At 72.7% G+C, this 26,295-nt stretch carries 28 protein-coding genes; 3 read left to right on the forward strand and 25 right to left on the reverse strand.

The features are described 5' to 3' along the window. Nucleotides 1–45: 45 nt before the first annotated feature. The 4 genes from tsaD to FHR77_RS11330 form a co-directional block, all read right to left on the reverse strand. The gene (gene tsaD, locus FHR77_RS11315) at nucleotides 46–1,083 is read right to left on the reverse strand and encodes a tRNA (adenosine(37)-N6)-threonylcarbamoyltransferase complex transferase subunit TsaD (protein WP_200932019.1); all 1,038 of its coding nucleotides are present in this window, start codon (nucleotides 1,081–1,083) and stop codon (nucleotides 46–48) included. Between the two features lie 74 nt (nucleotides 1,084–1,157). Beyond that, on the reverse strand, nucleotides 1,158–1,664 hold the full coding sequence (rimI, locus tag FHR77_RS11320; protein ID WP_167260359.1) for a ribosomal protein S18-alanine N-acetyltransferase: 507 nt from the start codon (nucleotides 1,662–1,664) through the stop codon (nucleotides 1,158–1,160). Beyond that, nucleotides 1,661–2,335: a tRNA (adenosine(37)-N6)-threonylcarbamoyltransferase complex dimerization subunit type 1 TsaB gene (tsaB, locus tag FHR77_RS11325; protein ID WP_167260361.1), complete on the reverse strand. Its 675-nt coding sequence runs from the start codon at nucleotides 2,333–2,335 to the stop codon at nucleotides 1,661–1,663. The genes rimI and tsaB overlap by 4 nt, the downstream gene beginning before the upstream one ends. A 106-nt stretch (nucleotides 2,336–2,441) precedes the next feature. Beyond that, entirely contained in the window at nucleotides 2,442–3,185 is a 744-nt protein-coding gene (locus tag FHR77_RS11330) for an SDR family oxidoreductase (RefSeq protein WP_167260364.1), read from the reverse strand. 156 nt (nucleotides 3,186–3,341) lie between these two features. Between FHR77_RS11330 and FHR77_RS11335 the strand changes: the two genes are divergently transcribed. Further along, nucleotides 3,342–4,190, forward strand: a complete 849-nt coding sequence (locus FHR77_RS11335; protein ID WP_167260366.1) for a helix-turn-helix transcriptional regulator — start codon at nucleotides 3,342–3,344, stop codon at nucleotides 4,188–4,190. Here FHR77_RS11335 and tsaE read toward each other — a convergent pair. The 5 genes from tsaE to glmS form a co-directional block, all read right to left on the reverse strand. After that, nucleotides 4,171–4,686 carry a tRNA (adenosine(37)-N6)-threonylcarbamoyltransferase complex ATPase subunit type 1 TsaE gene (gene tsaE, locus FHR77_RS11340; RefSeq protein WP_167261370.1) on the reverse strand — a complete coding sequence of 172 codons (516 nt, stop codon included), beginning with the start codon at nucleotides 4,684–4,686 and terminating at the stop codon, nucleotides 4,171–4,173. The genes FHR77_RS11335 and tsaE overlap by 20 nt on opposite strands. A 68-nt stretch (nucleotides 4,687–4,754) precedes the next feature. Next, entirely contained in the window at nucleotides 4,755–5,978 is a 1,224-nt protein-coding gene (alr, locus tag FHR77_RS11345) for an alanine racemase (protein WP_167260368.1), read from the reverse strand. After that, nucleotides 5,975–7,072 (reverse strand): alanine racemase, encoded by a 1,098-nt coding sequence (alr, locus tag FHR77_RS11350; RefSeq protein WP_056057317.1) that lies wholly within the window; start codon nucleotides 7,070–7,072, stop codon nucleotides 5,975–5,977. Before alr (FHR77_RS11350) ends, alr (FHR77_RS11345) begins: the two co-directional genes overlap by 4 nt. Next, nucleotides 7,069–7,515: a holo-ACP synthase gene (locus FHR77_RS11355; protein WP_167260370.1), complete on the reverse strand. Its 447-nt coding sequence runs from the start codon at nucleotides 7,513–7,515 to the stop codon at nucleotides 7,069–7,071. The genes alr (FHR77_RS11350) and FHR77_RS11355 overlap by 4 nt, the downstream gene beginning before the upstream one ends. A gap of 33 nt (nucleotides 7,516–7,548) precedes the next feature. After that, nucleotides 7,549–9,408: a glutamine--fructose-6-phosphate transaminase (isomerizing) gene (gene glmS, locus FHR77_RS11360; RefSeq protein WP_167260372.1), complete on the reverse strand. Its 1,860-nt coding sequence runs from the start codon at nucleotides 9,406–9,408 to the stop codon at nucleotides 7,549–7,551. Nucleotides 9,409–9,484: 76 nt separating this feature from the next. Here glmS and coaA point away from each other — a divergent pair, with 76 nt between their 5' ends. After that, nucleotides 9,485–10,483, forward strand: a complete 999-nt coding sequence (coaA, locus tag FHR77_RS11365; protein WP_167260374.1) for a type I pantothenate kinase — start codon at nucleotides 9,485–9,487, stop codon at nucleotides 10,481–10,483. Nucleotides 10,484–10,546: 63 nt separating this feature from the next. Here the strand turns inward: coaA and FHR77_RS11370 are convergent, their stop codons facing one another. The 13 genes from FHR77_RS11370 to infA form a co-directional block, all read right to left on the reverse strand. Then, entirely contained in the window at nucleotides 10,547–11,584 is a 1,038-nt protein-coding gene (locus tag FHR77_RS11370; protein WP_167260376.1) for a YdcF family protein, read from the reverse strand. 70 nt (nucleotides 11,585–11,654) lie between these two features. Further along, the gene (glmM, locus tag FHR77_RS11375; RefSeq protein ID WP_167260378.1) at nucleotides 11,655–13,016 is read right to left on the reverse strand and encodes a phosphoglucosamine mutase; all 1,362 of its coding nucleotides are present in this window, start codon (nucleotides 13,014–13,016) and stop codon (nucleotides 11,655–11,657) included. A gap of 28 nt (nucleotides 13,017–13,044) precedes the next feature. Next, complete coding sequence (gene rpsI, locus FHR77_RS11380) at nucleotides 13,045–13,530, reverse strand: 30S ribosomal protein S9 (RefSeq protein WP_082514606.1); 486 nt, start codon at nucleotides 13,528–13,530, stop codon at nucleotides 13,045–13,047. Nucleotides 13,531–13,562: 32 nt separating this feature from the next. After that, nucleotides 13,563–14,009 (reverse strand): 50S ribosomal protein L13, encoded by a 447-nt coding sequence (rplM, locus tag FHR77_RS11385; RefSeq protein WP_056057329.1) that lies wholly within the window; start codon nucleotides 14,007–14,009, stop codon nucleotides 13,563–13,565. A gap of 175 nt (nucleotides 14,010–14,184) precedes the next feature. Then, nucleotides 14,185–14,667, reverse strand: a complete 483-nt coding sequence (locus FHR77_RS11390) for a GNAT family N-acetyltransferase (protein WP_167260380.1) — start codon at nucleotides 14,665–14,667, stop codon at nucleotides 14,185–14,187. Further along, the gene (locus FHR77_RS11395; protein ID WP_082514607.1) at nucleotides 14,664–15,614 is read right to left on the reverse strand and encodes a tRNA pseudouridine synthase A; all 951 of its coding nucleotides are present in this window, start codon (nucleotides 15,612–15,614) and stop codon (nucleotides 14,664–14,666) included. The genes FHR77_RS11390 and FHR77_RS11395 overlap by 4 nt, the downstream gene beginning before the upstream one ends. A gap of 126 nt (nucleotides 15,615–15,740) precedes the next feature. Beyond that, nucleotides 15,741–18,515, reverse strand: coding sequence for an ExeM/NucH family extracellular endonuclease (locus FHR77_RS11400; protein WP_167260382.1), 2,775 nt, complete (start codon nucleotides 18,513–18,515; stop codon nucleotides 15,741–15,743). Between the two features lie 228 nt (nucleotides 18,516–18,743). Continuing rightward, nucleotides 18,744–19,298 carry a 50S ribosomal protein L17 gene (rplQ, locus tag FHR77_RS11405; RefSeq protein WP_167260384.1) on the reverse strand — a complete coding sequence of 185 codons (555 nt, stop codon included), beginning with the start codon at nucleotides 19,296–19,298 and terminating at the stop codon, nucleotides 18,744–18,746. 50 nt (nucleotides 19,299–19,348) lie between these two features. Continuing rightward, nucleotides 19,349–20,341, reverse strand: coding sequence for a DNA-directed RNA polymerase subunit alpha (locus FHR77_RS11410; RefSeq protein WP_055799947.1), 993 nt, complete (start codon nucleotides 20,339–20,341; stop codon nucleotides 19,349–19,351). 189 nt (nucleotides 20,342–20,530) lie between these two features. Continuing rightward, entirely contained in the window at nucleotides 20,531–20,929 is a 399-nt protein-coding gene (gene rpsK, locus FHR77_RS11415) for a 30S ribosomal protein S11 (protein ID WP_055799944.1), read from the reverse strand. A 45-nt stretch (nucleotides 20,930–20,974) separates the two neighbouring features. Beyond that, nucleotides 20,975–21,349 (reverse strand): 30S ribosomal protein S13, encoded by a 375-nt coding sequence (gene rpsM / locus FHR77_RS11420; protein ID WP_056057338.1) that lies wholly within the window; start codon nucleotides 21,347–21,349, stop codon nucleotides 20,975–20,977. Between the two features lie 193 nt (nucleotides 21,350–21,542). Then, nucleotides 21,543–21,659, reverse strand: coding sequence for a 50S ribosomal protein L36 (gene rpmJ, locus FHR77_RS11425; protein WP_043593327.1), 117 nt, complete (start codon nucleotides 21,657–21,659; stop codon nucleotides 21,543–21,545). 68 nt (nucleotides 21,660–21,727) lie between these two features. Then, on the reverse strand, nucleotides 21,728–21,949 hold the full coding sequence (infA, locus tag FHR77_RS11430; RefSeq protein WP_055965022.1) for a translation initiation factor IF-1: 222 nt from the start codon (nucleotides 21,947–21,949) through the stop codon (nucleotides 21,728–21,730). A 178-nt stretch (nucleotides 21,950–22,127) separates the two neighbouring features. On the opposite strand from infA, the gene FHR77_RS11435 reads away from it, so the two are divergent. Continuing rightward, nucleotides 22,128–23,405 carry an LCP family protein gene (locus FHR77_RS11435; protein WP_167260386.1) on the forward strand — a complete coding sequence of 426 codons (1,278 nt, stop codon included), beginning with the start codon at nucleotides 22,128–22,130 and terminating at the stop codon, nucleotides 23,403–23,405. A 91-nt stretch (nucleotides 23,406–23,496) separates the two neighbouring features. Here the strand turns inward: FHR77_RS11435 and map are convergent, their stop codons facing one another. Genes map through secY form a run of 3 tightly spaced genes read right to left on the reverse strand, consistent with a single transcriptional unit; the run spans nucleotide 23,497 to nucleotide 26,274 of the window. Then, nucleotides 23,497–24,330 carry a type I methionyl aminopeptidase gene (gene map / locus FHR77_RS11440; protein WP_082514608.1) on the reverse strand — a complete coding sequence of 278 codons (834 nt, stop codon included), beginning with the start codon at nucleotides 24,328–24,330 and terminating at the stop codon, nucleotides 23,497–23,499. A 4-nt stretch (nucleotides 24,331–24,334) separates the two neighbouring features. Then, nucleotides 24,335–24,955 (reverse strand): adenylate kinase, encoded by a 621-nt coding sequence (locus FHR77_RS11445; protein ID WP_167260388.1) that lies wholly within the window; start codon nucleotides 24,953–24,955, stop codon nucleotides 24,335–24,337. Beyond that, nucleotides 24,952–26,274 (reverse strand): preprotein translocase subunit SecY, encoded by a 1,323-nt coding sequence (gene secY / locus FHR77_RS11450; protein WP_056057350.1) that lies wholly within the window; start codon nucleotides 26,272–26,274, stop codon nucleotides 24,952–24,954. The genes FHR77_RS11445 and secY overlap by 4 nt, the downstream gene beginning before the upstream one ends. Nucleotides 26,275–26,295: the final 21 nt, after the last annotated feature.

The following is a 26,295-nucleotide window of genomic DNA, read 5'->3' on the forward strand; positions in this document are numbered from 1 at the left end:
TGCCGGTGGTCTGGTCCGGACGATGCTACCGGCAGCGGCCCCGGCTCAGACCGCCTGCACCACGGTGACCGGCAGCGTCGAGTCGGCGCCGAAGTCGAGCGGCGAGGGCGCGTGCCCGCGGGCCACCAGCTGGGCGCCCAGGGCGGCGATCATCGCCCCGTTGTCGGTGCAGAGCGAGAGCGGGGGCACGCGCAGCTCGACGCCCGCGGCCGCGCAGCGCTCGGCCGCCAGCGCACGGACCCGGGCGTTGGCGACGACCCCGCCGCCGAGCAGCAGCCGCGGCACGCCCCGGTCGGCGCACGCTGCGAGCGCCTTCGTGAGGAGCACGTCGGCGACGGCCTCGCGGAAGCTCGCGGCCACGTCGGCCACGGGCACCTCGAGCCCCTCGTCGCGACGACGCTCGACCCAGCGGGCGACCGCGGTCTTCAGCCCCGAGAACGAGAAGTCGTAACGGTGACGCACGAGGTCCTTCGGCAGCGTCAGCCCCCGCGGGAACCGGATCGCCGCGGGGTCGCCCCCGGCGGCCACCCGGTCGATCTGCGGCCCGCCGGGGTAGGGCAGGCCGAGCAGGCGGGCGACCTTGTCGAACGCCTCGCCCGCGGCGTCGTCGATGGTCTCGCCGAGCAGCTCGACGTCGTCGACGAGGTCGCGCACGTGCAGCAGCGAGGTGTGGCCGCCCGAGACGAGCAGCGCGATCGTCGGCAGCTCGAGGTCGCTGCCGTCCTCGCGCAGCACGTCGGCGCCGACGTGGCCCACGAGGTGGTTGACGGCGTAGAGCGGCGTGCCGGTGGCGAGCGCGAGGGCCTTCGCCGCGCCGACGCCGACCATGAGGGCCCCGGCGAGCCCGGGGCCGCTCGTGACGGCGATCGCGTCGAGCTGGTCGAGGGTGACGTCGGCCTCGGCGAGCGCGGCGCGCAGAGCCGGCTCCATCGCCTCGAGGTGGGCGCGGGCCGCGACCTCGGGCACGACGCCGCCGTACCGGGCGTGCTCGTCCATCGACGACGAGATGACGTTGGCGAGCAGGGTCGTGCCGCGCACGATGCCCACGCCGGTCTCGTCGCAGCTGGTCTCGATGCCGAGCACGAGCGGCCCGGCGTCCCCGCGCGCGGACGCGGGCGCGGGCCCGCCGGACGGCGCCGGGGAGGCGGTGGTGGCGGTCACGTTGTCGGCTCGCTCTCGGTCGCGGCCGGCCGGGTCTCGGTCGGCGGAACGGTCAGGCGCATCACGACGGCGTCGACGCCGTCGGGCATGTAGTAGCGGGGGCGGACGGCGATGGCCTCGAAGCCGGCGGTCTCGTAGAGGTGCTGCGCTCCCGGGTTGTCGGCCCGCACCTCCAGGAAGACCTCGCGGGCCCCGCGCCGCCGGGCCTCGGCGACGAGCTGGGTCAGCAGGGCGCGCCCCAGGCCGCGGCCGCGCGCGCCGGGGACGACCGCGATGGTCTGCACGTCGGCGTCGGGGGCCCCGGGCAGCGAGAGCAGCCCGGCGTAACCCTCGACGACGGTGTCGTCGGCCTCGGGGGTGGCGACGAGGTAGTAGCCGTCGCGCGACGCGAGCTCGTGCGCCATGCCGCTCCGCGACCACGCGTCGGTGGCGAAGACCGACGTCTCGATCGCCATGACCGCGTCGAGGTCGTCGACGTCGGCCCGGCGCAGCCGCCAGCTCACCGGCCGACCGGCTTCGGCCCCGCCGAGGGCGTCACGTCGGGCTCGCGGAGGTAGAGCGGCTCGGGCGCCGCGAAGGCGCGGCCGTGCTCGAACAGGCGCTCGGCGAGCATGCCGAGGGCCGCCGCCGACACCACGGTCGCGTCGGGGTCGGTGCGGGGCGACCCCGAGGAGGCGCCCGTCGCGTCGTCGAGGCCGGCCGGGCGAACCAGCGCGGGCCCGTCGAGCAGCACGGGCAGGCCGTCGTCGTCGAGCCCGGCCCACGCGCTCCAGGCCACCTCGCGGCGGCGGGCGTCGGTGACGACGACGAGGGGCGCGTCGAGGCGGCCGCCGGCCTCGGCCACGTCGCGCCCGGCCTCCGCCGAGAGCCGTTCGAAGGCGACCGCGTCGTGGCTGCCGACCGCGAGGCAGGGCACCCCGGCGCCGAAGGCGAAGGCCCGCGCGGCGACGATGCCGACCCGCAGCCCGGTGAACGGCCCGGGGCCGACGCCGGCGGCGACCGCGCTGAGGCGCGAGGGCGCGACGCCCGCGACCCGGAGGGCCTCGTCGATCAGGGTGCCGATCACCTCGGCGTGCCGCCGGGTGTCGGCGACCGCGCACTCGGCGAGCACGCCGCCGTCGCGGTCGACCACGGCGACGGCCGAGCCGGCGGAGGTGTCGATGGCCAGAATCACGCACCGATCGTACGCGGTCCCGGGGAGGCGGCCCACGCCTCCCCGGGGCCTCCCTCGTCGACGAGGCGGACCGCTGCCCCGAGGCCCGGGGCGAGCCGGCGCCGCGTCAGTGCGCGCTGAGCACGCGCAGCACGTCCGCGTGCCGGCCCTCCGCCTCGGCGTCGCGGAGGAAGCGGACGCGGTCGACCAGGACCTCCTCGACGTCGGGCTGCTCGGTGAGGATGCGCATCGTCTCGTCGAGGTACTCGTCGAGCGGCATGGCGTTCGGGTCGTCGGACTGGCCCATCAGGGTCGTCTGCACCGCGGGCGGCACGAGCTCGACGACCTGCAGCGGGGTGTCGGCCCACTGCACGCGGAGGCTCTGCGTGAACGAGTGCACGGCCGCCTTCGTCGCCGAGTACGTCGGCGCGGCCGGCAGTGGCACGCTGGCGAGGCCCGACGAGACGGTCACCAGCACGCCGTCGGGCTTCGCGGCCAGGAAGGGCGCGAACGCCGTCGTCGTGCGGATCGTGCCGAGCAGGTTCGTCACCACCGTCGCCTCGGCGGTCTCGAGGTGGGCGGGGTCGCGGAGGTCCTCCGGCAGCATGATGCCGGCCATCGTCACGACGACGTCGAGGGCGGGGTGGTCGCGCGTGACGCTCTCGGCGGCGGCCGCGATCGAGGCGGGGTCGGCGACGTCGACGACGACCGACGACATGCCGGGGTTCGCGGCGACGATCTCGTCGAGCAGGGCGCGGCGGCGACCGCCCACGACGACGGTGTCGCCGCGGGCGTGCAGGCGCTCGGCCAGGCCGCGGCCGATGCCCGAGGTCGCGCCGGTGATCAGGACGGTGTTGCCGGTGGTCTTCACGGTGCCTCCAGGGCGGTGAGGGGGGTTCGGGGGTGACGGGCGCCGTCGGGGCGCCCACGACGACCCTCCTCCGTCGGCGTCGGCGAGGGAAGGGAGCACCGGTCGGAGGAGCGGCGCTCCCTGGCTGGCGGGCGCCGACCACGGCAGGATGGCGGCATGGACCGCCCCGGGCTCGCCGACTTCCTCCGCCACCGCCGTGAGCACCTCCAGCCCGCCGACGTGGGGCTGCCCGCCGGGGCCCGCCGTCGCACCGCGGGCCTGCGCCGTGAGGAGATCGCCGGGCTCGTCGGCATGTCGACCGACTACTGGTCGCGGCTCGAGCAGCAGCGCGGCCCGCAGCCGTCCGACCAGATGCTCGCGGCCATCGCCCGGGGGCTCCGCCTCGGCCTCGACGAGCGCGACCACCTGTACCGCCTCGCCGGCCAGGCCGTGCCCCGCCGGGCCCGCCACACGCCGCACGTCAGCCCGGGGCTGATGCGGGTGCTCGACCGGCTCGACGACTCCCCCGCCCTCGTGATCACCGAGGCCGGCGAGACCCTCGCCCAGAACCGGCTCGCGACCTCGCTCTTCGGCGACCACACGGCCTGGTCGGGCCTCGACCGCAGCGCCGTGCACCGCTGGTTCGCCCGGCCGGAGGCGCGGCGCCCGTACCCGGAGCGCGAGCAGCCCCGGCAGGCCCGCCTCCAGGTCGCGCAGCTGCGGGTCGCGACCGCCTCGGCCGACCCCGACCCCCTGGCGGCGCGCGTCGTCGAGAGCCTGCTCCGGGTCAGCCCGGAGTTCGCGGAGCTCTGGCGCCTGCAGGAGGTCGTCACCCGCTTCGACGACCACAAGACGCTGTGGCACCCGGAGGTCGGCGAGATCGAGGTCGACTGCCAGGCGCTCTTCACCGAGAACCAGGCCCAGGTGCTGCTCGTGCTGACGCCGCGGGCCGGCACGACGGCGGCGGAGTCGCTCCGCCTGCTCGGGGTGCTCGGCGCCCAGGCCCTCAGCTCGTCGGGAGGGTGACCCCGGCCCAGCGCGGGCCGTGCGCGGTGACCGTGACGCGGCGGGGCTCGTCGTGCACGTCGTCGGCGGCGGCCACGTCGGCGGCCATGCCGTCCGCGAGCACCTCGTCGGCGGGCGCGCCCCCGGCGACCGGCACCGCGCCTCCGGCGCCCGTGGGCCGCTCGATCACGACGTCGAGCCACGAGTCGGCGACCCCGTCGAGCAGCCCGGCGCCCCACTCGACGACGACGACCGAGCCCTCGTAGTCGAGGTCGAGGTCGTCGAGCTCGGCCGCGCCGCCGAGGCGGTAGGCGTCGACGTGCACGAGGGGCACTCCCGACTCGCTGGGGTGCGTGCGGGCGAGCACGAACGTGGGGCTGGCGACCTGGCCCCGCACGTGCAGGCCCTCGCCGAGGCCGCGGGTCAGCGTGGTCTTGCCGGCGCCGAGCGGCCCCGTCAGCACCAGCAGGTCGCCCGCCCGCAGCAGGCGGGCCAGGCGACGCCCGAGCGACTCCATGGCGTCGGTGTCGACGACGGGGCCCGCGAAGAGCGCTCGCCCCTCGTCGACCGGGGCCGCGTCGTCGGTCACGCGCGACCGCCCGTGTACACCCGCTCGACCCGGGCGCCGATGCGGCACGAGACCTCCTCGGGCACGCTGCCCGTCAGGTCGGCCCACTCGCCGATGGTCAGCTCGCCGCGGTCGCCGGGGCCGAAGAGCACGACCTCGTCGCCCACCGCCACGTCGTGGTCGCCGACGTCGACGAGGAACTGGTCCATCGCGACCCGGCCGACGATCGGGTGGCGACGACCGGCGATGGTCACCTCGACGCCGTGCTGGGCCCGGCGGCTGACGCCGTCGGCGTAGCCGATCGGCACGAGGGCGAGGGTCGTGTCGCGCGGCGCCCGCCAGGTGTAGTCGTACGAGACGCCCGTGCCGGCGGGCACGCGCTTGACGCGGACGACGCAGGCGCTCACCGTGAGCACCGGGCGGAGGCCGCGGTCGGCGGCCGTCACGCCCTCGGTGACCGGGTTGCCGTAGCCGTTCGAGCCCATGCGCACCATGTCGAAGCGGCGCTCGGGGTGCTCCATGCCCGCCGAGCTCGACGACATGTGGCGCTTCTCGAACGTCGCGCCGAGGGCGGCGGCGTCGTCGAGGGCACGGCGGAAGACGAGGGAGGCGGCGTGGTCGTCGGCCTCGCTGGTCTCCGACACGTGCGAGAAGCAGCCCCGGAGGCGCACGACGCCCTCGTCGCGAAGCTCGACGGCGCGCGTGACGAACTCGGCCCAGTCGGCGGGCAGACAGCCCTCGCGGTGCAGGCCGGTGTCGATGGTGAGGTGCACCAGGGCCTCGTGGCCGGGGCCCGCGGCCCGGGCGGCGGCGGCGAACGCCTCGAGCTGCTCGAGGGTCGAGACGCCGAGGTCGACGCGCAGCCGCACCGCGGCGTCCCAGTCCTCGTCGGGGCCGAGCTGCCACGCGAAGTACGAGGCCTCGTCGCCGACGCCCTCGCGGCGCAGGCGGTACGCCGGCTCGGGCTCGACGGTGCCGAACCAGCGGATCCCCGCGGCGAGCGCCTCGGGCACCAGCACGTCGACGCCGAGCGAGTACGCGTCGGCCTTGACGATCGCGAGCACCTCGACCGGGGCCATGCGCTCGATCAGCGAGGTGAGGTTGGCGCGGTAGGCGGCGAGGTCGATCGTCGCACGGCGCAGGTAGCCGGCCGCGGGGCGCGCCGCGACGGGCGCGGTGCCGGTCTCAGGGGCGGTGCCGGCGACGGGTGCGGTGCCGGTCTCGGGGGCGGTGCCGGTCATGCGTAGCTCCTCGGGAGGCGGGCCGACAGCGACGCGACGACCTCGTAGGTGATGCCGTCGAAGGCCCGGGCCCAGTCCTCCGCGCCCTGGTGCCCGAGGGCGGGGTCGCCGAACAGCACGACCTCGTCGCCCACCTCGACGGGGTCGTCGCCGACGTCGATGACGAGCGCGTTCATGGCGATCCGGCCGCGCACCCGGTACGTGCGTTGCCCGATCGTGACGGAGGCGCGGTCGCTGGCCGCGCGGTCGACGCCGTCGGAGTACCCGACCGGCACGATGGCGATGGTCGTGTCGCGCTCGGGCCGGAAGACGTAGCCGTACGAGACGCCCTCGCCCGCGGGCACCCGCTTGACGGTCGTCACGGGCGCGCGCATCGTCAGCGCCGGGCGCAGCCCGAGGTCGGCCGCGCGACGGTCGGGGAAGGGGCTGAGCCCGTAGGCGGCGAGCCCGAACCGCACCATGTCGACGGGCCCCTGGCCCACGTCGGCGAAGTGCAGGGCCGCGGCCGAGGCGGCGACGTGCCGGAGGCGCGGCTCGAGGCCCAGCCCCCCGAGCGTCTCGATCGCGGAGAGGAAGGCGGCGACCTGCGCGCCGTCCTCCTCCGGGGAGGCGTTCGACAGGTGGGTCATCACGCCCTCGACCGGCAGGCGGTCGGCGAGCGCCGCGGCGCGGGCGAAGAACTCGGGCCACTCCGCGGCCACGGCCCCGTTGCGGCTCAGGCCGGTGTCGACGCACAGGTGCACGGCCCGGACCCCGGCCGCCGCCGCGGCCTCGAGCTGGGCGACGTCGGAGACGGCGGGCGTGACGTCGTGGGCGGCCGCTCGCTCGAAGGTCTCGCCCGGAGCGTGCAGCCAGGCGAGCACCGGGGCGGTGACCCCGGCCTCCCGGAGCTCGACGGCCTCGTCGAGGTCGGCGACGCCGAGCCAGTCGACGCCGGCGTCGACGAAGGCGCGGGCGCACTCCACCGCGCCGTGCCCGTAGGCGTTGGCCTTCACCACGGCCATGACGCGGGCCGGCGCCACCGCGGCCCTCAGGGTCGCGACGTTGTGCCGCAGGGCGGCGGTGTCGATGGTCACCCGGATGTCCTGCGTCACGCGTCGGCTCCTGTCTCGGCGGTCTGGGTCGGGTCGTCGTCGTGCTGCGCGGGCTCGTGCCGCGGGGCACGCTGGTCGGTCTCGGCCACCACGTAGGCCACGGCGACTCCCCCGTCGTGGCTCAGCGAGAGGTGGAGGCGCGTCGCGCCCCGCGACTCCGCCAGCGACCGCGCTCCCCCGGTCAGCCGCAGCGAGGGGGCGCCGCTCGCGTCGGAGACGACCACGATGTCGTGCCACCGCACGCCGGTCGAGCCGCCGAGGGCCTTGATCAGCGCCTCCTTGGCGGCGAACCGGGCCGCGAGCGACCGCACCGGTCGGGGGCTGCCGTCGGCGAGCACCCTCTCGGCGTCGCCGAAGAGCCGGGCGGCGAGCGCGCCGGTGCGCTCCAGTGAACGCTCGAAGCGCTCGAGGTCGACGACGTCGACCCCGATGCCGACGATCACGGGCGGGCGCGGGTGCTCATGCGGCCGGGTGCCCTACTCGACCGTGACCGACTTGGCGAGGTTGCGCGGCTGGTCGACGTCGAGGCCCTTGGCCGCGGCCAGCTCCATGCCGAAGACGTGCAGCGGCACCACCGAGAGCAGGGGCTCGAAGAGCGGGGCCGCGAGAGGGATGTGCAGCACCTCGTCGGCGAAGGGCAGCACCGCGGCGTCGCCCTCCTCCGCGATCGCTATGACGCGGGCGCCGCGCGCGCGGATCTCCTGGATGTTCGAGACGACCTTGGGGTGCAGCGACCGCGGGTCGCGCGGGCTCGGCACGATCACGAAGACGATCTGCCCGGGCTCGATCAGGGCGATCGGACCGTGCTTCAGCTCGCCGGCGGCGAAGCCCTCGGCGTGGATGTAGGCGAGCTCCTTGAGCTTGAGCGCCCCCTCGAGGGCGATCGGGTAGCCCACGTGGCGGCCCAGGAAGAGGACGGAGCGGGTGTCGGCCATCCAGCGCGCGAGGGTCGCGATGCGCTCGGACGACTCGAGCACCTTGCGGATCTTGTCGGGCACGGCCTGGAGGTCGGTGACCTGCTCGGCGATCTGCTCGGCGGTCAGGGTGCCGCGCAGGGTCGCGAGGTGCAGCCCGAGCAGGAACAGCGCGGTGCCCTGCGCGACGAAGGCCTTCGTCGACGCGACGGCGACCTCCGGGCCGGCGTGCGTGTAGATGACGGCGTCGCTCTCGCGGGGGATGGTGGAGCCCTGCGTGTTGCAGATCGACAGCACCTGGGCGCCCTGCTCGCGGGCGTACTTGACGGCCATCAGCGTGTCCATCGTCTCGCCGGACTGGCTGATCGAGACGACGAGGGTCTTCTCGTCGAGCACCGGGTCGCGGTAGCGGAACTCGTGCGCGAGCTCGACCTCGACGGGCACGCGGGCCCACTGCTCGATGGCGTACTTGCCGAGGATCCCCGCGTAGGCGGCCGTGCCGCAGGCGATCACGATCACGCGGTCGACGGTGAGGAGGCGGTCGCGCACGGCGTCGAGGTCGGTGAGGGTGACGGCGCCGTCGTGCACGCGGCCGAGGAGGGTGTTGGCGACGGCCTCGGGCTCTTCGCTGATCTCCTTCGCCATGAAGCTCGACCAGCCGCCCTTCTCGGCGGCCGAGGCGTCCCAGTCGACCTCGAAGGTGCTGGTCTCGACCGGCGCGCCCTCGAAGTCGACGACGTCGACCGAGTCGGGGCGGATCGTCACGATCTGGTCCTGCCCGATCGACATGGCGCGGCGGGTGTGCGCGACGAACGCGGCGACGTCGCTGCCGAGGAAGTTCTCGCCCTCGCCGAGCCCGACGACGAGAGGGCTGTTGCGGCGGGCGCCGACGACGACCCCGGGCTGGTCGGCGTGCACGACGAGCAGCGTGAAGGCGCCGTCGAGCGTGTTGACGACCACGCGGAGGGCCTCGGTCAGGTCGCCGGAGGCGCGGTAGGCGCGGGCGACCAGGTGGGCCGCGACCTCGGAGTCGGTCTCGCTCGAGAACTCGACGCCCTCGGCGAGCAGCTCGGCCTTGAGGTCGGAGAAGTTCTCGATGATGCCGTTGTGGATGAGCGCGAGGCGCCCGCCGTCGGAGAGGTGCGGGTGCGCGTTCGCGTCGGTCGGGCCGCCGTGCGTGGCCCAGCGGGTGTGCCCGATGCCGGTGGCCCCGTCGGTCAGCGGGTCGGCCTCGAGGTCGTCGACCAGCACCTTCAGCTTGCCGGCGCGCTTGCGCGTGCCCAGCTGGCCCGCCGCGTCGACGACGGCCACGCCGGCCGAGTCGTAGCCGCGGTACTCGAGGCGCTTGAGCCCGCCCAGCAGGACCTCGATGCTCTTCTCGCCGACGCCCGAGGCGCCGACGTAACCCACGATTCCACACATGCGACCGATCCTATGCGGTCCCGTCCGCGCCTCCTGTGCGGTCGCCCCGCGCGCCCGACCGGGTAGCCTCGCCGTCATGGCCGAAGCCCCTCCGTCGACGACGACCCCCGCGTCGGGCCAGGCCGCGCACGCCGCGCACGCTCCCCACGCGCCGACGCACGCCACCCCGTTCGTCGAGATCGGGCGCGACGCCTGGGCAGACCTGGCCCCGGCGACGCGTCTCCCGCTCACCGACACCGAGATCGTGCAGCTGCGGGGCCTCGGCGACCGGCTCGACATGCGCGAGGTGCAGGACGTCTACGTGCCGCTCAGCCGCCTCCTCAACCTCTACGCCGCGGGCGCCCGCAACCTGCACCGGGCGACCAGCGACTTCCTCGGCGAGCGCGCCCAGCGCACGCCCTTCGTGATCGGCGTCGCCGGCTCGGTGGCCGTCGGCAAGTCGACCGTCGCCCGCCTGCTGCGCGAGCTGCTCAGCCGCTGGGACGACACCCCGCGCGTCGAGCTCGTCACGACCGACGGGTTCCTCTACCCGAACGCCGAGCTCGAGCGCCGCGGCCTCACCGACCGCAAGGGGTTCCCCGAGTCGTACGACCGCCGGCACCTGCTGCGGTTCGTCTCGCAGGTCAAGAGCGGGGCGGAGGAGGTGCGGGCGCCGTTCTATTCGCACACCAGCTACGACATCATGCCGGGGGCCGAGGTCGTCGTGCGGCGCCCCGACATCCTCATCGTCGAGGGCCTCAACGTGCTGCAGCCGCCGACCCCCGGCCGTCTCGCCCTCAGCGACCTGTTCGACTTCACGATCTACGTCGACGCCCGCACGAGCGACATCGAGTCGTGGTTCGTCGAGAGGTTCCTCGCCCTGCAGAAGGGCGCGTTCACCCAGGAGCGCTCGTTCTTCCACCGCTTCGCCGGCATGGACGAGGCGGAGGCGCGCGCCTTCGCGTCGGGCGTCTGGCGGTCGGTGAACGAGCCGAACCTCGTCGAGAACGTGCTGCCGACGCGGTCGCGGGCGACGTTGGTGCTGCGCAAGGCGGCGGACCACGCGGTGAGCTCGGTGCTGCTCCGCAAGATCTGAGCGGGCCTGCGGTGCGGCCACCGCGACTCCTCGACGGCCGGAGCCCGGGAGGCGCGGGTCGGCTCACACGGGCAGCAGTGACCAGACGGCGGTGAGGCCCACCAGGGCGACCGCCACCGCCACCGCCGCGGCGTTGAGCCGACGGTGCTCGACCATGATCGCGACGTACTCGCGGAGGAACGCGCTCGGCACGTAGTACGCCGCGGTCGGCGAGCCCACCACCTGGGCGTCGCTGCCGATCGAGCGGGCCAGCAGGGCGGCGCGCAGCACGTGGTAGTCGTTGGTCACGACGAGGGTGCTCCCGTCGCGACCGGCGGCGCGCTGCACCTCGCGCGAGAAGAGCAGGTTCTCGCGGGTGCTCGTCGAGGCGGTCTCGGGCCGGACGTCGGCGGGGTCGGCCCCCTGCGCGAGCAGGTACTCGGCCATCGCGTCGCCCTCGGCGCGCGGCTCGTCGGAGCCCTGGCCGCCCGACGGCACGAGCAGCGGCCTCGCGGCCGTGCCGGGCACCGAGCGGTAGACCGAGAGCGTCTTGTCGAGGCGGCTGCGCAGGAGCGGCGGCACCTCGCCGCGGATCAGGCCGGAGCCGAGCACGACGACCGTGGCGGGCGTCAGCGTGTGGCGGTAGCGGCTGTACACCAGCGAGTAGAGCCCGAACGCGGCGAACGTCGCGGCCGCGTACCCCGCGACGAAGACGAGGAGGACGCCCAGGGCGACGAGCACGACCCCGACCGGACCCGGCAGCTCCGCGACGTCGGGCCCGAAGACCAGCGCGGCCGCCGCGACCGGCACGAGCAGGATGGCGACGCCCGCCAGCAGCGAGAGCAGGTTGCCGAGGCTGCGCCCCTCGGAGCGCAGCATGGTGACGCCGTTGCCCAGCAGGAAGAGCGCGAGCACCACGACGAGCAGGCCGGCGCCCACGACGCCGAGCAGGACGGCGCTCTGCTGCGCGGGCCCGGTCGCGGCGACCTCGAGCACGCCGGCCACGAGGAGGCAGCCGAGGGCCGCGACGAGGAAGACGCCGTTGCGCAGACGCCGCGCGTCGCGGCGGCGGCTGACGACGTAGAGCACCGCGAAGACGACGGCGGGCAGCAGGAGGAGCATGTGCCCATGGTGCCCGACGCGGGCACGACGGCGGGGACGCCGGGCCTGCGGGAGGCGCGGGTCGGGCCCGCTAGAGCGCCAGTCGCTCGCGGACGACGTCGGCGAGCTCGTGCGCGACGCGGTCGGCGGTCGCCTGGTCGGCGGCCTCCACCATGACCCGCACGACGGGCTCGGTGCCCGACGGGCGGAGCAGCACGCGGCCGGTGTCGCCGAGTTCGGCCTCGAGGGCCGCCACGGCGTCGGCGACGCCCTGGTCGCCGTCGAGGCGCTCGCGGTCGACGCCGCCGACGTTGACGAGGATCTGCGGGAAGACCGTCATCACGCGGGCCAGCTCGGCCAGGCTCTTGCCGGTCTCGGCCATGCGCGCGACGAGCGACAGCCCGGTGAGGATGCCGTCGCCGGTGGTCGCGTGGTCGCTGAAGACGATGTGGCCTGACTGCTCGCCGCCGAGCGTGTAGCCGCCGGCGCTCATGTCCTCGAGCACGTAGCGGTCGCCGACGCGGGTCTGGCGCACGGCGATGCCGTGCTGCTCCATGGCGCGGATGAGGCCGAGGTTGCTCATCACCGTCGCGACGAGGGTGTCATGGGCGAGGCGACCGTGCTCTTTGTGGGCCACGGCGATGATCGCCATGATCTGGTCGCCGTCGACGACCGCGCCGGTCGCGTCGACCGCGAGGCAGCGGTCGGCGTCGCCGTCGTGCGCGATGCCGACGTCGGCGCCGTGCTCGAGCACGGCGCGGGCGAGGTTGTCGAGGTGGGTCGAGCCGACGCCGTCGTTGATGTTGACGCCGTCGGGGTCGGCCCCGATCAGGGTGACCTTCGCGCCCGCGTCGGTGAAGACCTCGGGCGAGACGGCGGAGGCGGCGCCGTGGGCACAGTCGAGCACGACGTGCAGGCCGTCGAGGCGGTGGGGCAGGGCCCCGAGGAGGTGCAGGACGTAGCGGTCCTCGGCGTCGGCGAACCGGCGGATGCGGCCGACGTCGCCCCCGACGGGCATCAGCTGCGGCTCGGCCATGGCGGCCTCGATGCGGTCCTCGACCTCGTCGGGCAGCTTCGTGCCGCCGAACGCGAAGAACTTGATGCCGTTGTCGGGCGCCGGGTTGTGCGAGGCGCTGATCATCACGCCGAAGTCGGCGCCGATGTCGTCGACGAGGAACGCCGCCGCGGGGGTCGGGATGACCCCGGCGTCGAGCACGTCGACGCCGGAGCTGGCCAGGCCCGCGCACACGGCGGCGGTGAGGAACTCCCCCGAGACACGGGGGTCACGGGCGACCACGGCGACGGGTCGTCGCCCTTCAGCACGACGAGCGTCGGCGTGGTGGCCCTTCGTGAGCACCACCGCGCTCGCCTGGGCGAGGCCCAGGGCGAGCGCGGCGGTCAGCTCACGGTTGGCGAGGCCCCGAACACCGTCGGTACCGAAGAGACGCGACATCGCGAGACCTGCCTGTGGGGGTGTGTGACTAGCGCTTCGAGAACTGCGAGGCCTTGCGGGCCTTCTTGAGACCGGCCTTCTTGCGCTCGATGACGCGGGCGTCACGGGTGAGGAAGCCGGCCTTCTTGAGCGTGGCGCGGTTGTTCTCGCGGTCGATCTCGTTCAGCGTGCGGGCGATGGCGAGGCGCAGGGCGCCCGCCTGGCCGGAGGGGCCGCCGCCGGTGACCTTGACCGTGACGTCGTAGGCGCCGAGGAGGTCGAGCACCTTGAACGGGTCGTTGATCAGCTGCTGGTGCAGCTTGTTGGGGAAGTACTCCTCGAGGGTGCGGCCGTTGACCACGAACGTGCCGGAGCCGGGGACGAGGCGGGCACGGGCGATGGCCTCCTTGCGACGTCCGACGGCGGAGCCGGAGACGTTGAGGACGGCGCGGGGGGTCGCCGAGGCCTCGGGAGCGGAGCTCTCCGTGGTGAAGCTCTCGGGAGCCTGGTCGATGGAATCTGCGATCTGAGCCACTGTGTGGGGGTCCTTAAGTCTGAAGGCGGACGCTACTGAGCGACCTGGTCGAGGGTGTGAACCGTGGGCTGCTGAGCAGCGTGGGGGTGCTCGGCACCCGCGTACACCTTCAGCTTCTTGATCTGGGCACGGCCCAGCGAGTTCTTCGGCAGCATGCCGCGGATCGCCTTCTCGACGGCGCGCGTGGGGTGCTTCTCCACCATCTCGGAGTACGTGGTGGCCGTGAGGCCGCCCGGGTAGCCGGAGTGGCGGTAGTAGAGCTTCTCGGCCAGCTTGGAGCCGGTCAGGGCCACCTTGTCGGCGTTGATGATGATGACGAAGTCGCCCATGTCCATGTGGGGGGCGAAGGTCGGCTTGTGCTTGCCGCGCAGCAGTGCTGCCGCGTGGCTGGCCAGACGGCCGAGGACGACGTCGTTGGCGTCGATGATCAGCCAGTTCGGCTGGACGTCAGCCGGCTTGGGGGAGAAAGTGCGCGTCACAGTAGTGCTGCTTCCTGGTCGAGGTGAGGTGTTCGTGGATCCCGCTCCGTTGCCGTTGTCGCCGAAGAGACGGCGAGAACGAGTCAGGTGGAGGGCTCAACTTCGGGCGCCGCGCGCAGTTGCGCAGACACCAAGGGTCGACCATACCCGACACGCCCGGGGGCGTCAAACGGCGTCACGCGCCGCCGAGCACCGCCAGGGCCTGGCCGTCGAGCCGGAACGTGGTCCACTCGTCCATCGACGTGGCGCCGAGCGACCGGTAGAAGCCGATCGACGGCTCGTTCCAGTCGAGCACGGCCCACTCGACGCGGGCGAGGCCGCGCGCCGTCGCCTCCTGCGCCAGGCGCGTCAGGAGGGCCCGCCCGTGGCCGGCGCCCCGGTGCTGCGGCGCGACGTACAGGTCTTCCAGGTGGATGCCGTGGACGCCCTCCCAGGTCGAGAACGTCAGGAACCAGATCGCGAGCCCCGCGAGCTCGCCGGGCTCGTCGCCGTCGACGACGAACGCGAAGACGGCGGGGGCGTCGGCGAAGAGCGCCCGGCGGAGGTCGCCCTCGGTGGTCTTCACCGCCTCCGGCTCCTTCTCGTAGACCGCCAGCTCGACGATCAGGCGCAGCATCTCAGGGACGTCGGAGGGGGTCGCGGGGCGGGGAGCGGTCATCCGTCGAGGCTAGCGGCCGACCGCTTGACCTGGGTGAGCACGACCCGGGCCGCCACCTCGTCGTCGGGCGGGTAGCCGACCTCGACCATGGTCAGGCCCGTGGCGGGGACCACACGGAACTCGCCGTTGCGCTCGGCCTCGCGGCGGACCCCGACGGCCCGGTGCTCGGGCATCGACCCCTCGCCGACGGCGACGCACGCGCCGACGAGGTTGCGGACGAGGTTGTGGCAGAAGGCGTCCGCCTGCACGGTGGCGACCAGCACGCCGTCGGCCTCGCGCCTCCACGTGAAGTGCTGCAGCTCGCGGATCGTCGTCGCGTAGTCGCGGTGGCGGCAGTACGCCGCCCAGTCGTGCAGGCCGACCAGGCCCGCGGCCGTGGCGTTCATCAGGTCGAGGTCGAGCAGGTGGTCGTACCAGAGGGTGTGGCGGCGGCGGGAGGGGTCGCGCTCGGCCCCGCGGTCGGCGATGCGGTACTCGTAGCGCCGCCACAGCGCGCCGAAGCGCGCGTGGAACCCGGGAGGCGCCACCCGCGCCCCCGAGACCACGATCTCGTCGGAGGCGCCCGCCAGCCCGTTCAGCCGGCGCGCGAGGACGGTGGGCGCGTCGAGCGGCGAGCGGTCGACCATGCCCCGGTGCGGCCGCTGCAGCTGGGCGACCTGCTCGGCGGTCAGGTCGAGGTGGACGACCTGGCCGCGGGCGTGGACGCCGGCGTCGGTGCGGCCGGCGACGGTCACGGTCGGCACGTGCTCGTGGCGGCCGAAGAGCACGCGGAGCGCGGCCTCGACCTCGCCCTGGACGGTGCGGCGGCCGGGCTGCTCGCTCCAGCCGGAGAAGTCGGTGCCGTCGTAGGCGACGGTGAGGCGCACCCGGGTCATGCCGGGGGCGAGGTCGGGCACCAGGCCGGAGGCGGGGGCCGGGGCCGGGTCGTCGCTCGTCACGTCGACCATCGTACGAGCCGCGCGGGCCCCGGGCCGCCGCCGTCGCCTGCACGGCAGCTCGCCGCACACGACCACGGCGGCGGCCGGGGCACGGTCTCCCGTGCCCCGGCCGCCGCCGTGGTCAGCTGGTGCGGGCTACTCCCCCGCGGCGAGGCGACGACGCTGCACGAGCACCGTGCCACCGGCGGCCATCAGCGCCAGGGCGAGCACCGCCCAGCCGAGGACGCCGTCCGACCCGGTGTAGGCCAGGCCGCCCGGACGCGTCGGGGCGGAGGCGACCGGGGCGCTGCCGGCCGGGGCCGTGCCCGCCCCCGTGCCGGAGCCCGCACCCGTGCCCGGCGTGACCGGCGCGGCCGGGTCGGTGGGCACCGGGGTCGGCGCGACGACGTCGGCGAGCAGGTCGACGCCGACGACGACGGGGTCGTGGTCGCTGGCGCGGAACTGGTCGAGCTGCAGCAGGTCGCGCACGTTGTAGTTGAAGCGGCTGTACTCGAGGCCGACAGACTCACCCGAGTTGATGTTCCAGATGTCGACGCCCGTGACGGCCTCGAGGGCGGCGGGCGAGGCCAGCACGTGGTCGAGCGAGCCGCTCAGGCCGCTGAACACGTAGCTGTACTCCTCGCCGTCCTCGGTCGAGCCGAGGTCGGTGAAGCCGGCGGTGCGCAGCACCTCGATCGGGTCCTCCTGCGAGTAGGCGTTGAAGTCGCCGAGCAGGAACACCTTGTCGGTGCCGACGGCGGCCTCGCGCTCGGCGGCGAAGGCCACGAGGGCGTTCGCCTGGTTCACGCGGGAGGCGTTCGAGCCGCCCTGGCCGTCGCCCAGGTCGGCGTCGGGGCCCGACCCGCTGCCCTTCGACTTGAAGTGGTTCGCGATCGCGAGGACGGTCGAGTCGGCGTCGCCGCCGACGGGGCGGAACGCCTGGGCGAGGGGCTGACGCGCGTTGCTGAACGCCGCAGAGCCCGTGAGGATGCTCGAGTCGCCGACGCTCTCGACCACGCCGGCCTTGTAGATGAACGCGAGGCGGATGACGTCCTCGTTGGCCGGCAGGGCGGTGGGCGACGGGACGAAGTCCCAGACGTCCGACCCGGCGTCTGCGTTGAGGGCGTCGACCAGGGTCGACAGGGCCGAGTCGCGGTCCTTGCCGAAGCGGGCGGAGTTCTCGATCTCCTCGAGCGAGACGACGTCGGCGCCGAGGGCGTTGATCGCCGTGACGATCTTGGCCTGCTGACGCTGCAGGTCGTCCTGGTTCGCCGCGCCGCGGGCATCGCAGCCGCTGTTCACCGTGACGGGCTCGCCGGCACGGTCGCGGTAGTAGGTGCAGCCGGTCAGCGAGTCGCCCGTGGTGGGGAAGTAGTTCAGCACGTTGAAGCTGGCGAGCCTGACGTCGCCGCCGACCTCACGGGGAGCGTCGGTGCGGACGTTCTCGAAGGTGACGGGCAGGTCGGCGTACGCGACGTCGCCCGTGACGCGGCTGGTGGGCTGGTACTTCCACGCCGAGTTGCGGAAGTCGAGGACGACCGGCTCGGTGAAGGCCACCGAGGCGCCCACCGTGACCGGGTTCTCGTTCGACAGGTACGGCACCGGGATCGACTGGTTCGCCGCGGTGAGGAAGTTCGTGGTGGCACCGTCGTCGAGCGTCACGGCCCGAGCGGCGTTGTCGGCGATCGTCGCCGCGTACTTCGCGCTGCCGGGGCGTCCGACCTCGGTCGGCTGGATCAGCGGGGTGCCGCCCGAGGCGAGCTTCACCTCGCCGTACTGGTTCGTCGTGTAGGTGTCGGCGACCGTGAACTCGCCCTGCGGCAGCAGGAGCATGCTCTCGAGCGACTCGCGCTGCGCGTCCGTGGCGGGGAACCCGACCGTGGCCGGCGCCGGGGCGACGACGGTGGAGGCGTCCAGCTGCGTGACCTGGTCGGTGCCGTCGACCGTCAGCTCGGTGAGCCCGAAGAACTCGGTGACCTCGCCCACGAGCTCGACGTAGTCGCCGACCTCCACCGAGGAGGCGGTGGCCGAGGAGTACACGAAGACCGCGTCCGACGAGAGGTGCGTCGAGAGGTCCAGCGCGCCTCCGGTGCCTGGGGTCTGGACGACGTAGCCGTCCAGGCCGCCGGTCGGGTACGTCGCCGTGACGACGCCGCGGGTGGTGACGGTGCGGCCCGCGTAGGGGCTCCTGTCGGTGGCGCCCTGCAGCTGCGCCACGGTGACGTCCGCCTCCGACACCGGCGGGGTCGGCGGCACGGGCGGAGTGGGCGTCGTGCCGGTGCTGGCGGCGTTCTGCGGCGTGATCTGGCCCTGCTGGACGAAGTCGGCCGCGTTGACGTCGGTGTCGGAGAACGCCGTGCGGACGTACGAGGTCGGGACGGGGTTGGCCGAGCCCACCTCCGCCGCCGTCGTCTCGAACGTGTTCGACGTCCCGTAGCCGAGAGCGTCGACGACGCCGGGCGTCGCGGTGGAGATCGACCCCGCCGGGAGGGCCAGGGCGGTCGTCGTGCTCGCCAGCACGAGGGTGCCGCTGGCACCGCCGGGGTTCACGGTCGTGACGACGTCGGGCGTCGGCAGCGGCGCGCCCGTCGTCCCGTTGGACGACATCTGCACGAGCAGGTAGCCGCCGGGCGCGATCGACCCGCTCAGGGCCCCCACGCCGGTGAACGTGCCGCTCGACGTCGCCGAGCGGTACTGGATCGACCAGCCCGCGACGGAGACGGAGGCGGTGGTCGGGTTGTAGAGCTCGACGAACTTGTTCGCGAACGGAGCGTTCGCGCTGCCGCCCTTCAGGTAGGCCTCGTTGATGACGACGCCGGTGCCGCCGGGGGCGGCGGAGGCGGCGACGGGCACGAGCGGAGCGAGGCAGAGGGCGAGGCCGGCCGCGAGGGCGGCGACCGTGACCGGAGTGTGGCGGGAGCGCGGGGACATGTGTTCCTTCAGCTGGCGGGAGGTGACCCACCGACGCTACGGTCCACAGCCTCCTCAAGGGTTTCTGCCATGTGACGCGTAGGTGAACGACACCTGTTCGGGGGACGCGCCGGTCCGCCGAAGGGCCCACACTCTCGCGATCGACGACGAGCGTCGCCCGGGGCCGACGACGGAGGGCCCGTCACCTCGCAGTGACGGGCCCTCCGGGCGGTGCGGTGGAGCTCGCTGCTACTTGTCGTCCGACTTCGCGGCGGCGTCGGCCTCGACCTCGGCGGCGGGGGCCGTCTCGGTCTCGGACTCGACCGGAGCCGACTCCTCGACGGTCTCGGGCTCCTCGACGGGCGCCTCCTCGACGACGGGCTCCTCGACGGGCGCGGCGGCGGCGGCCGTCGTGCTCTTCGACGACTTGACCTTCGGGGTCACGGGCTCGAGGACGAGCTCCATCGACACCATCGACGCGTTGTCGCCCTTGCGGAAGCCGAGCTTCGTGATGCGGGTGTAGCCGCCCTCACGCTGGTCGACCAGGGGAGCGATCTCCGTGAAGAGGATGTGCGCGGCGTCCTTGTTGTTGCGCAGGGTCTGCATGACGCGACGACGCGAGTGCAGGTCTCCGCGCTTGGCGAAGGTCACCAGGCGCTCGGCGACGGGACGGAGGCGCTTGGCCCGCGTCTCGGTCGTCTTGATGCTCTTGTGCTCGAAGAGCGAGGCCGCGAGGTTGGCGAGCATGAGGCGCTCGTGCGCCGGTCCGCCTCCGAGACGGGGACCCTTGGTGGGCTTGGGCATGATTGATGGTTCCTAGCTGTCGAAGATGATCAGGGCGGGAGGGACGAGACCTAGTTGGTCTCTTCCTCGTCGTAGCCGCTGTAGAAGTGGGCTCCGTCGAACCCGGGGACCGTGTCCTTGAGCGAGAGGCCGAGCTCCACGAGCTTGTCCTTCACCTCGTCGACCGACTTCTGACCGAAGTTGCGGATGTTCATGAGCTGCGTCTCCGAGAGGGCGACGAGCTCGGACACCGTGTTGATGCCCTCGCGCTTCAGGCAGTTGTAGCTGCGCACCGAGAGATCGAGGTCCTCGATCGGGGTCTGCAGCTCGCTGGAGAGGACGGCGTCGACCGGCGCGGGGCCGATCTCGATGCCCTCGGCGGCGGTGTTGAGCTCGCGAGCCAGGCCGAACAGCTCGGTCAGCGTGCGACCGGCCGACGCGATGGCGTCGCGGGGCGAGATCGCGGGCTTGGTCTCGACGTCGACCACGAGGCGGTCGAAGTCGGTGCGCTCACCGGCACGAGTGGCCTCGACGCGGTACGTCACCTTGAGCACGGGCGAGTAGATCGAGTCGATCGGGATCTGACCGGCCTCGCTGAACTCGGAGCGGTTCTGCACGGCCGACACGTAGCCGCGGCCACGCTCGATCGTGAGCTCGAGCTCGAACTTCGCCTTGTCGTTGAGCGTCGCGATGACGAGCTCGGGGTTGTGGATCTCCACGCCGGCGGGGGCCGAGATGTCGGCCGCCGTGACCTGACCGGCACCCTGCTTGCGCAGGTACGCCGTGATGGGCTCGTCGTGCTCGCTCGAGACGACGAGCTGCTTGATGTTCAGGATGACCTCGGTGACGTCTTCCTTGACACCGGGGACCGTCGTGAACTCGTGCAGCACCCCGTCGATGCGGATGCTGGTGACAGCGGCTCCGGGGATCGACGAGAGCAGGGTGCGACGCAGCGAGTTGCCGAGGGTGTAGCCGAAGCCGGGCTCGAGGGGCTCGATGACGAACCGCGAGCGGAACTCCGAGATGTTCTCCTCGGTGAGGGTGGGGCGCTGTGCAATGAGCACTGGTGGATTCCTTTCGGCGAAGAGTCCGCTATATGACTCTTGGCGGTACGACAGGTGGCTGGCCCGTCGGGTCTGTTGAGTTGTGGGGGCTCCCGGCGAGGGAGCCGGAGGCGCGGTGAACGCGGGTGAGCCCGCCGCGCCTCCGAGCCCTGCGAGCAGGGCGGGGAGGCGCGACGGGCATCGACTCAGTTAGACGCGACGACGCTTCGGCGGGCGGCAGCCGTTGTGCGCCTGCGGGGTGACGTCGTTGATCGACCCGACCTCCAGGCCAGCGGCCTGGAGCGAGCGGATCGCCGTCTCGCGGCCGGAACCCGGCCCCTTGACGAAGACGTCGACCTTCTTGACGCCGTGCTCCTGCGCCTGGCGGGCGGCCGACTCGGCGGCCAGCTGCGCGGCGAAGGGCGTCGACTTGCGCGAGCCCTTGAAGCCGACGGCTCCCGAGGAGGCCCAGCTCAGCACGGCACCCGAGGGGTCCGTGATCGACACGATCGTGTTGTTGAACGTGCTCTTGATGTGGGCCTGGCCCACGGCGACGTTCTTCTTCTCTTTGCGGCGGGGCTTACGCGCGGCCGACTTCGGTGCTGCCAATTTTTTCTCCTACAACCTAGAGGCGAGTACGGCGGGAGCCGGGGCCTAGCGAGCCTTCTTCTTGCCGGCGACGGTGCGCTTCGGGCCCTTGCGGGTACGAGCGTTCGTCTTGGTGCGCTGGCCGCGCACAGGCAGGCCGCGGCGGTGGCGGATGCCCTCGTAGCTGCCGATCTCGACCTTGCGGCGGATGTCGGCGGCGACCTCGCGACGGAGGTCTCCCTCTACCTTGAAGTTGCCCTCGATGTGGTCGCGGAGAAGGACGAGCTGGTCGTCCGTGAGGTCCTTGACGCGGATGTTGCCGTCGATCTCGGTCTCGGCGAGAGTCTTGAGCGCGCGGGTGCGGCCGACTCCGTAGATGTAGGTCAGTGCGACCTCCACGCGCTTGTCGCGCGGGATGTCAACGCCTGCTAGACGTGCCATGGTGGCTTCTCCTCAGAGAGTGGTGGAGGTCTGTCACAGCGCCGGTGCCCGGGCCTCCGCCCCGGGGTGTCCCCCGCGCCTCCTGCCTGGCTGCTGCCGGCGGTGCGGGTTCTGGTGCTGCTCTGTCTGGTGGTGCTGTGGAGCCCTCGAGGGGCTCCGGCCTCTGTCCGGCCGCGCTGGGCGACCGGTCAGATCAACCCTGGCGCTGCTTGTGGCGCGGGTTGCTCTTGCAGATGACCATGACGTTGCCCTTGCGGCGGATCACCTTGCAGTGCTCGCAGATGGGCTTGACGCTGGGGTTGACCTTCATCGTTGTTTCCTTGATCTCGCTGGCTTCGTGCCCCACGGGTGCGTGGGGCCGTTCCTTTCCAGCACGCCCTACTTGTAGCGGTAGACGATCCGGCCGCGGGTCAGGTCGTAGGGGCTGAGTTCGACGATCACCCGGTCTTCGGGGAGGATGCGGATGTAGTGCTGACGCATCTTGCCGGAGATGTGGGCGAGAACTTTGTGCCCGTTGCTGAGCTCAACGCGGAACATCGCGTTGGGCAGAGCTTCGACCACTGCGCCTTCGATTTCGATGACACCGTCTTTTTTGGCCATAGCCTCACTGTCGCTAAGAATTGGGAGTGTTGGTCGTGCGGGGATGCGGTGCCGCAGGCACAGAAGTGACCTGGGAACACCAAAGATCGATCCTAGGTCCTCCCGCTACACTTCAGCAACCCGCCCGTCGACCCGACACGCCGAGTCGAGGGTGATGACGCCGACCCGTGGAGCCCCGATGCCCGATCAGACCCGACCGCGAGGCCGCCGTGGCCTGGCCCGCCACGGCCGACTCCGACGCCGCGGCCCCGCCGGGGCGCTCGTCACGATCGTCGCGAGCTCCCTCGCCGTGCTGCTCGTCAGCGGCGCCTCCCTCGCCGCCATCGCCGTCCGCGACGTGACCTCCTCGGTGTCGACGGTCTCGCTCGGCAACGAGGCGCAGGTGGAGGACGAGAGCATCGAGGCCATCACCGGCGGCGCCAACATCCTCCTCGTCGGCAGCGACGAGCGTGCCGACCAGTCGTCGGCCACCGCCGACACGTCGATCGAGGGCCAGCGGAACGACGTCACGATCCTGGTGCACCTCTCCCAGGACCACAGCCAGCTGACGGCCGTCAGCATCCCCCGCGACACCATGGTCGACCTCCCGGCCTGCACCGGCGAGGACGGCACCGCCTACCCCGCCGAGACGTACGTGCAGTTCAACACCAGCCTCGAGAACGGCGGCCTGTCGTGCACGGTGGCGACCGTGGAGGCCATGACCGGCCTCACGATCCCCTACGCGGGCAAGATCACCTTCGACGGGGTCATCGAGATGTCCAACGCCCTCGGCGGCGTCGACGTCTGCGTCGCCGAGCCGATCTCCGACCGTGACACCGGGCTCACCCTCGACGCCGGCACGCACAGCCTCCAGGGCGGCCAGGCGCTGCAGTTCCTCCGCACCCGCTACGGGGTCGGCGACGGCAGCGACCTCGCCCGGATCAGCTCGCAGCAGGTCTTCCTCTCCGCGATGATGCGCAAGATCATCTCCGGGGGCACCCTCGGCAACGTCGCGACGCTCTACAAGCTCGCCTCCGCGGCGCTGAGCAACATGCAGCTGTCGTCGACGCTCAGCTCGCCCGACACGCTGGTGAAGCTGGCGCTCGCCCTCAAGGACCTCCAGCCCGCCGACATCGTCTTCGTGCAGTACCCCGTCGTCGACGACCCGCGGAACTCCGCCAAGGTCGTGCCCTCGACCGCCGACGCACAGCTGCTCAACGACGCCCTCGCGGCCGACACGCCGTTCACCCTCGGCGACGCCGCCACGGGCCGTGGCAGCGAGGCGGACCCGGCGGCCCCCGCAGCTCCGGCCCCCGCGCCGGCAGAGACGACCGCGCCCTCGACGGCGACCCCCGGCACGGGCTCGACCGCGGAGGCCACCGCGCCGGCCACGGCTCCGGGAGCACCGGCCGTGCTGCCGTCCACGATCACCGGCCAGTCCGCGGCCGAGGCGACCTGCTCCGTCGGAAACGGCTGAGCCGCGTCGCCGCCGGGCGGTGACGCCCTGCGGTCACGGACACCCGGGGCGGGCCGACGCATGACGTACCGGCCCGGGCGGGAGGCGCGGGTCAGGCGATCGGGACGGGCACGACTCCGAGGGGCGCCAGCTGCGCCGCTCCCCCGTCGTGGGCGGTCAGCACCCAGATGCCGCCCTCGTGCACGGCGACGGAGTGCTCCCAGTGCGCCGCGGAGCTGCCGTCGACGGTGGTGACGGTCCAGTCGTCGTCCTCCGTGACGGTGTCGATCCCGCCGAGGGTGATCATGGGCTCGATGGCCACGACCAGGCCCGGCTTGACCGCGGGCCCGCGGCCCTTGACGCGGTAGTTGAAGACCGGTGGGTCCTCGTGCATGGAGCGGCCGATGCCGTGGCCGACGTAGTCCTCGATGATCCCGAAGCTCCCGCGGGACTCCACGTACTCCTCGACGGCGTCGCCTACCTCGTTGAGGTGACGGGCCGAGGCCAGGGCGGCGATGCCGTGCCAGAGGGCCTGCTCGGTCACGTCGGAGAGCAGCCTCCGCTCGGCGACGAGCTCGGGCCGGCTCGGGTCGTCGAGCACGAAGGAGCGTGCGCTGTCGCCGTTCCAGCCGTCGACCTCCGCCCCGCTGTCGACCGAGACGAGGTCGCCGGGCTCGAGAGCGCGGTTGCCGGGGATGCCGTGCACGACCTCGGCGTTCACGGAGGTGCAGACGGTGTTCCGGTAGCCCGGCACGAGCATGAAGTTGGGCACGCCGCCGCCGTCACGGATGGTGCGCTCGGCGATCGCGTCGAGCTCGCCCGTGGTGATGCCGGGGCGCAGGGCGGCCGCGACCGCGTCGAGCGACCGGGCCGTCAGCACGCCGGGCGCCGCCATGGCGCGCAGTTCGTCCCGGGTCTTGTAGATGCCCGGCTTGCGGAAGGCCACTCGGCTAGGAGGCGGCGGCCGTCGAGCGGAAGCCGCGCTCGGTCAGGGCGGCGTCGATCCGCTCGGCGACCTGCTCGATGCTGCCGAGGCCGTCGACCTCGACGACCAGGCCCCGCGACCGGTAGCTCTCCAGCAGAGGTGCGGTCTCACGCAGGTAGACGTCCTGGCGGTGCCGGATGGCGTCCTCCGTGTCGTCGGAACGGCCCTGGTCGAGGGCGCGCTTGCGCAGCCGCTCGACGATCTCGTCGCGGTCGGCCACCAGCAGGATGACGGCCTCGAGCGCCTGCCCCTTGGCGGAGAGGTAGTCGTCGAGGAAACCGACCTGCTGCAGGGTGCGGGGGTACCCGTCGAGCAGGAACCCCTGCGCCGCGTCGCTCTGGTCGAGCCGGTCGGAGACGAGCTCGTTCGTCAGGCTGTCGGGGACGTAGTCGCCGGCGTCCATGATCGTCTTGACCTTGACGCCCAGCTCGGTCTCGTCACGGACGTTGGCGCGGAAGATGTCGCCCGTCGAGATCGCCGGGACCCCGAGGGTCTCCGCGATCTGCGTCGCCTGCGTGCCCTTGCCGGCGCCGGGAGGGCCGACGATCAGGAGGCGCGGGCTGGGCCCGGTCTCGCTCCCCGTCACTTGAGGAGCCCCTCGTAGTGACGCTGCTGCAGCTGCGAGTCGATCTGCTTGACGGTCTCGAGACCGACGCCGACGATGATCAGGATGCTCGCGCCTCCGAACGGGAAGTTCTGGTTCGCACCGACGGTGGCCAGGGCGATCAGCGGGATGAGCGCGATGATGCCGAGGTAGAGCGAGCCCGGCAGGGTGACGCGCGTGAGGACGTAGTCGAGGTACTCGGCCGTCGGGCGACCGGCACGGATGCCGGGGATGAACCCGCCGTACTTCTTCATGTTGTCGGCGACCTCTTCGGGGTTGAAGGTGATCGCGACGTAGAAGTACGTGAAGCCGACGATGAGGGCGAAGTACAGCGCCATGTACAGCGGGTTGTCGCCGGACGTGAGGTTCGCCTGGACCCACGCCACCCACGCCGGAGGCGCGGTGCCGTCGGAGGGCTGGTTGAACTGAGCCACGAGCGCGGGGAGGTACAGCAGTGACGAGGCGAAGATGACGGGCACGACGCCGGCCATGTTGACCTTGATCGGGATGTACGTGTTGTTGCCGCCGTACGTCCGCCGCCCGACCATCCGCTTGGCGTACTGCACGGGGATCCGCCGCTGGGACTGCTCGACGAACACGACCGCGGCCATGATCACGAGCCCGACGGCGATGACCATGAGGAAGATCTCGAAGCTGCGCGCCTGCGCGATGCTCCAGAGGGCGGTGGGGAAGCGGGCAGCGATCGAGGTGAAGATCAGGAGCGACATGCCGTTGCCGATGCCGCGCTCGGTGATGAGCTCGCCCATCCACATGATCAGGCCGGTGCCGGCGGTCATCGTGATGACCATGAGCATGACGGCGTACCAGGCGTCGTTCGTGATGAGCTGCTGGCACTCGGCGGCGCCGGAGCCGGCGAACAGCGCACCGGAGCGGGCCACGGTGATCAGCGTCGTCGACTGGAGGATGCCCAGCGCGATGGTGAGGTACCGGGTGTACTGCGTCAGCTTCGCCTGGCCCGACTGGCCCTCCTTGTAGAGGGTGTCGAAGTGGGGGATGACGACGCGGAGCAGCTGCACGATGATCGACGACGTGATGTAGGGCATGATGCCCAGCGCGAAGACCGAGAGCTGCAGCAGGGCGCCGCCGCTGAAGAGGTTGACGAGCTCGTAGAGACCCGACGTGCCCTGGTTGCCGGCGAGGCACAGCTGCACGTTCTGGTAGTCCACGAACGGCGAGGGGATGAACGATCCCAGCCGGAAGAGCGCGATGATGCCGAGAGTGAACCCGATCTTTCGGCGAAGGTCGGGCGTGCGCATGATGCGCGCGACAGCTCTGAACATGTGGGGCCTCCCGGCATGAAG

This window comes from Frigoribacterium endophyticum (assembly GCF_011759585.1).
Taxonomy (GTDB): domain Bacteria; phylum Actinomycetota; class Actinomycetes; order Actinomycetales; family Microbacteriaceae; genus Frigoribacterium; species Frigoribacterium endophyticum.

What these genes read in the sequence shown, in the direction of transcription:
- secY (WP_056057350.1), bottom strand. Translation starts at nt 26,274, where the DNA reads ATGTTCAGAGCTGTCGCGCGCATCATGCGCACGCCCGACCTTCGCCGA.
- FHR77_RS11370 (WP_167260376.1), bottom strand. Translation starts at nt 11,584, where the DNA reads ATGCTCCTCCTGCTGCCCGCCGTCGTCTTCGCGGTGCTCTACGTCGTC.
- coaA (WP_167260374.1), top strand. Translation starts at nt 9,485, where the DNA reads ATGGCCGAAGCCCCTCCGTCGACGACGACCCCCGCGTCGGGCCAGGCC.
- FHR77_RS11390 (WP_167260380.1), bottom strand. Translation starts at nt 14,667, where the DNA reads ATGACCGCTCCCCGCCCCGCGACCCCCTCCGACGTCCCTGAGATGCTG.
- rplQ (WP_167260384.1), bottom strand. Translation starts at nt 19,298, where the DNA reads ATGCCCAAGCCCACCAAGGGTCCCCGTCTCGGAGGCGGACCGGCGCAC.
- glmS (WP_167260372.1), bottom strand. Translation starts at nt 9,408, where the DNA reads ATGTGTGGAATCGTGGGTTACGTCGGCGCCTCGGGCGTCGGCGAGAAG.
- rpsM (WP_056057338.1), bottom strand. Translation starts at nt 21,349, where the DNA reads ATGGCACGTCTAGCAGGCGTTGACATCCCGCGCGACAAGCGCGTGGAG.
- FHR77_RS11400 (WP_167260382.1), bottom strand. Translation starts at nt 18,515, where the DNA reads ATGTCCCCGCGCTCCCGCCACACTCCGGTCACGGTCGCCGCCCTCGCG.
- glmM (WP_167260378.1), bottom strand. Translation starts at nt 13,016, where the DNA reads ATGTCGCGTCTCTTCGGTACCGACGGTGTTCGGGGCCTCGCCAACCGT.
- infA (WP_055965022.1), bottom strand. Translation starts at nt 21,949, where the DNA reads ATGGCCAAAAAAGACGGTGTCATCGAAATCGAAGGCGCAGTGGTCGAA.
- FHR77_RS11435 (WP_167260386.1), top strand. Translation starts at nt 22,128, where the DNA reads ATGCCCGATCAGACCCGACCGCGAGGCCGCCGTGGCCTGGCCCGCCAC.
- FHR77_RS11395 (WP_082514607.1), bottom strand. Translation starts at nt 15,614, where the DNA reads ATGGTCGACGTGACGAGCGACGACCCGGCCCCGGCCCCCGCCTCCGGC.
- alr (WP_167260368.1), bottom strand. Translation starts at nt 5,978, where the DNA reads ATGACCGGCACCGCCCCCGAGACCGGCACCGCACCCGTCGCCGGCACC.
- rpmJ (WP_043593327.1), bottom strand. Translation starts at nt 21,659, where the DNA reads ATGAAGGTCAACCCCAGCGTCAAGCCCATCTGCGAGCACTGCAAGGTG.
- tsaE (WP_167261370.1), bottom strand. Translation starts at nt 4,686, where the DNA reads ATGGAGTCGCTCGGGCGTCGCCTGGCCCGCCTGCTGCGGGCGGGCGAC.
- FHR77_RS11335 (WP_167260366.1), top strand. Translation starts at nt 3,342, where the DNA reads ATGGACCGCCCCGGGCTCGCCGACTTCCTCCGCCACCGCCGTGAGCAC.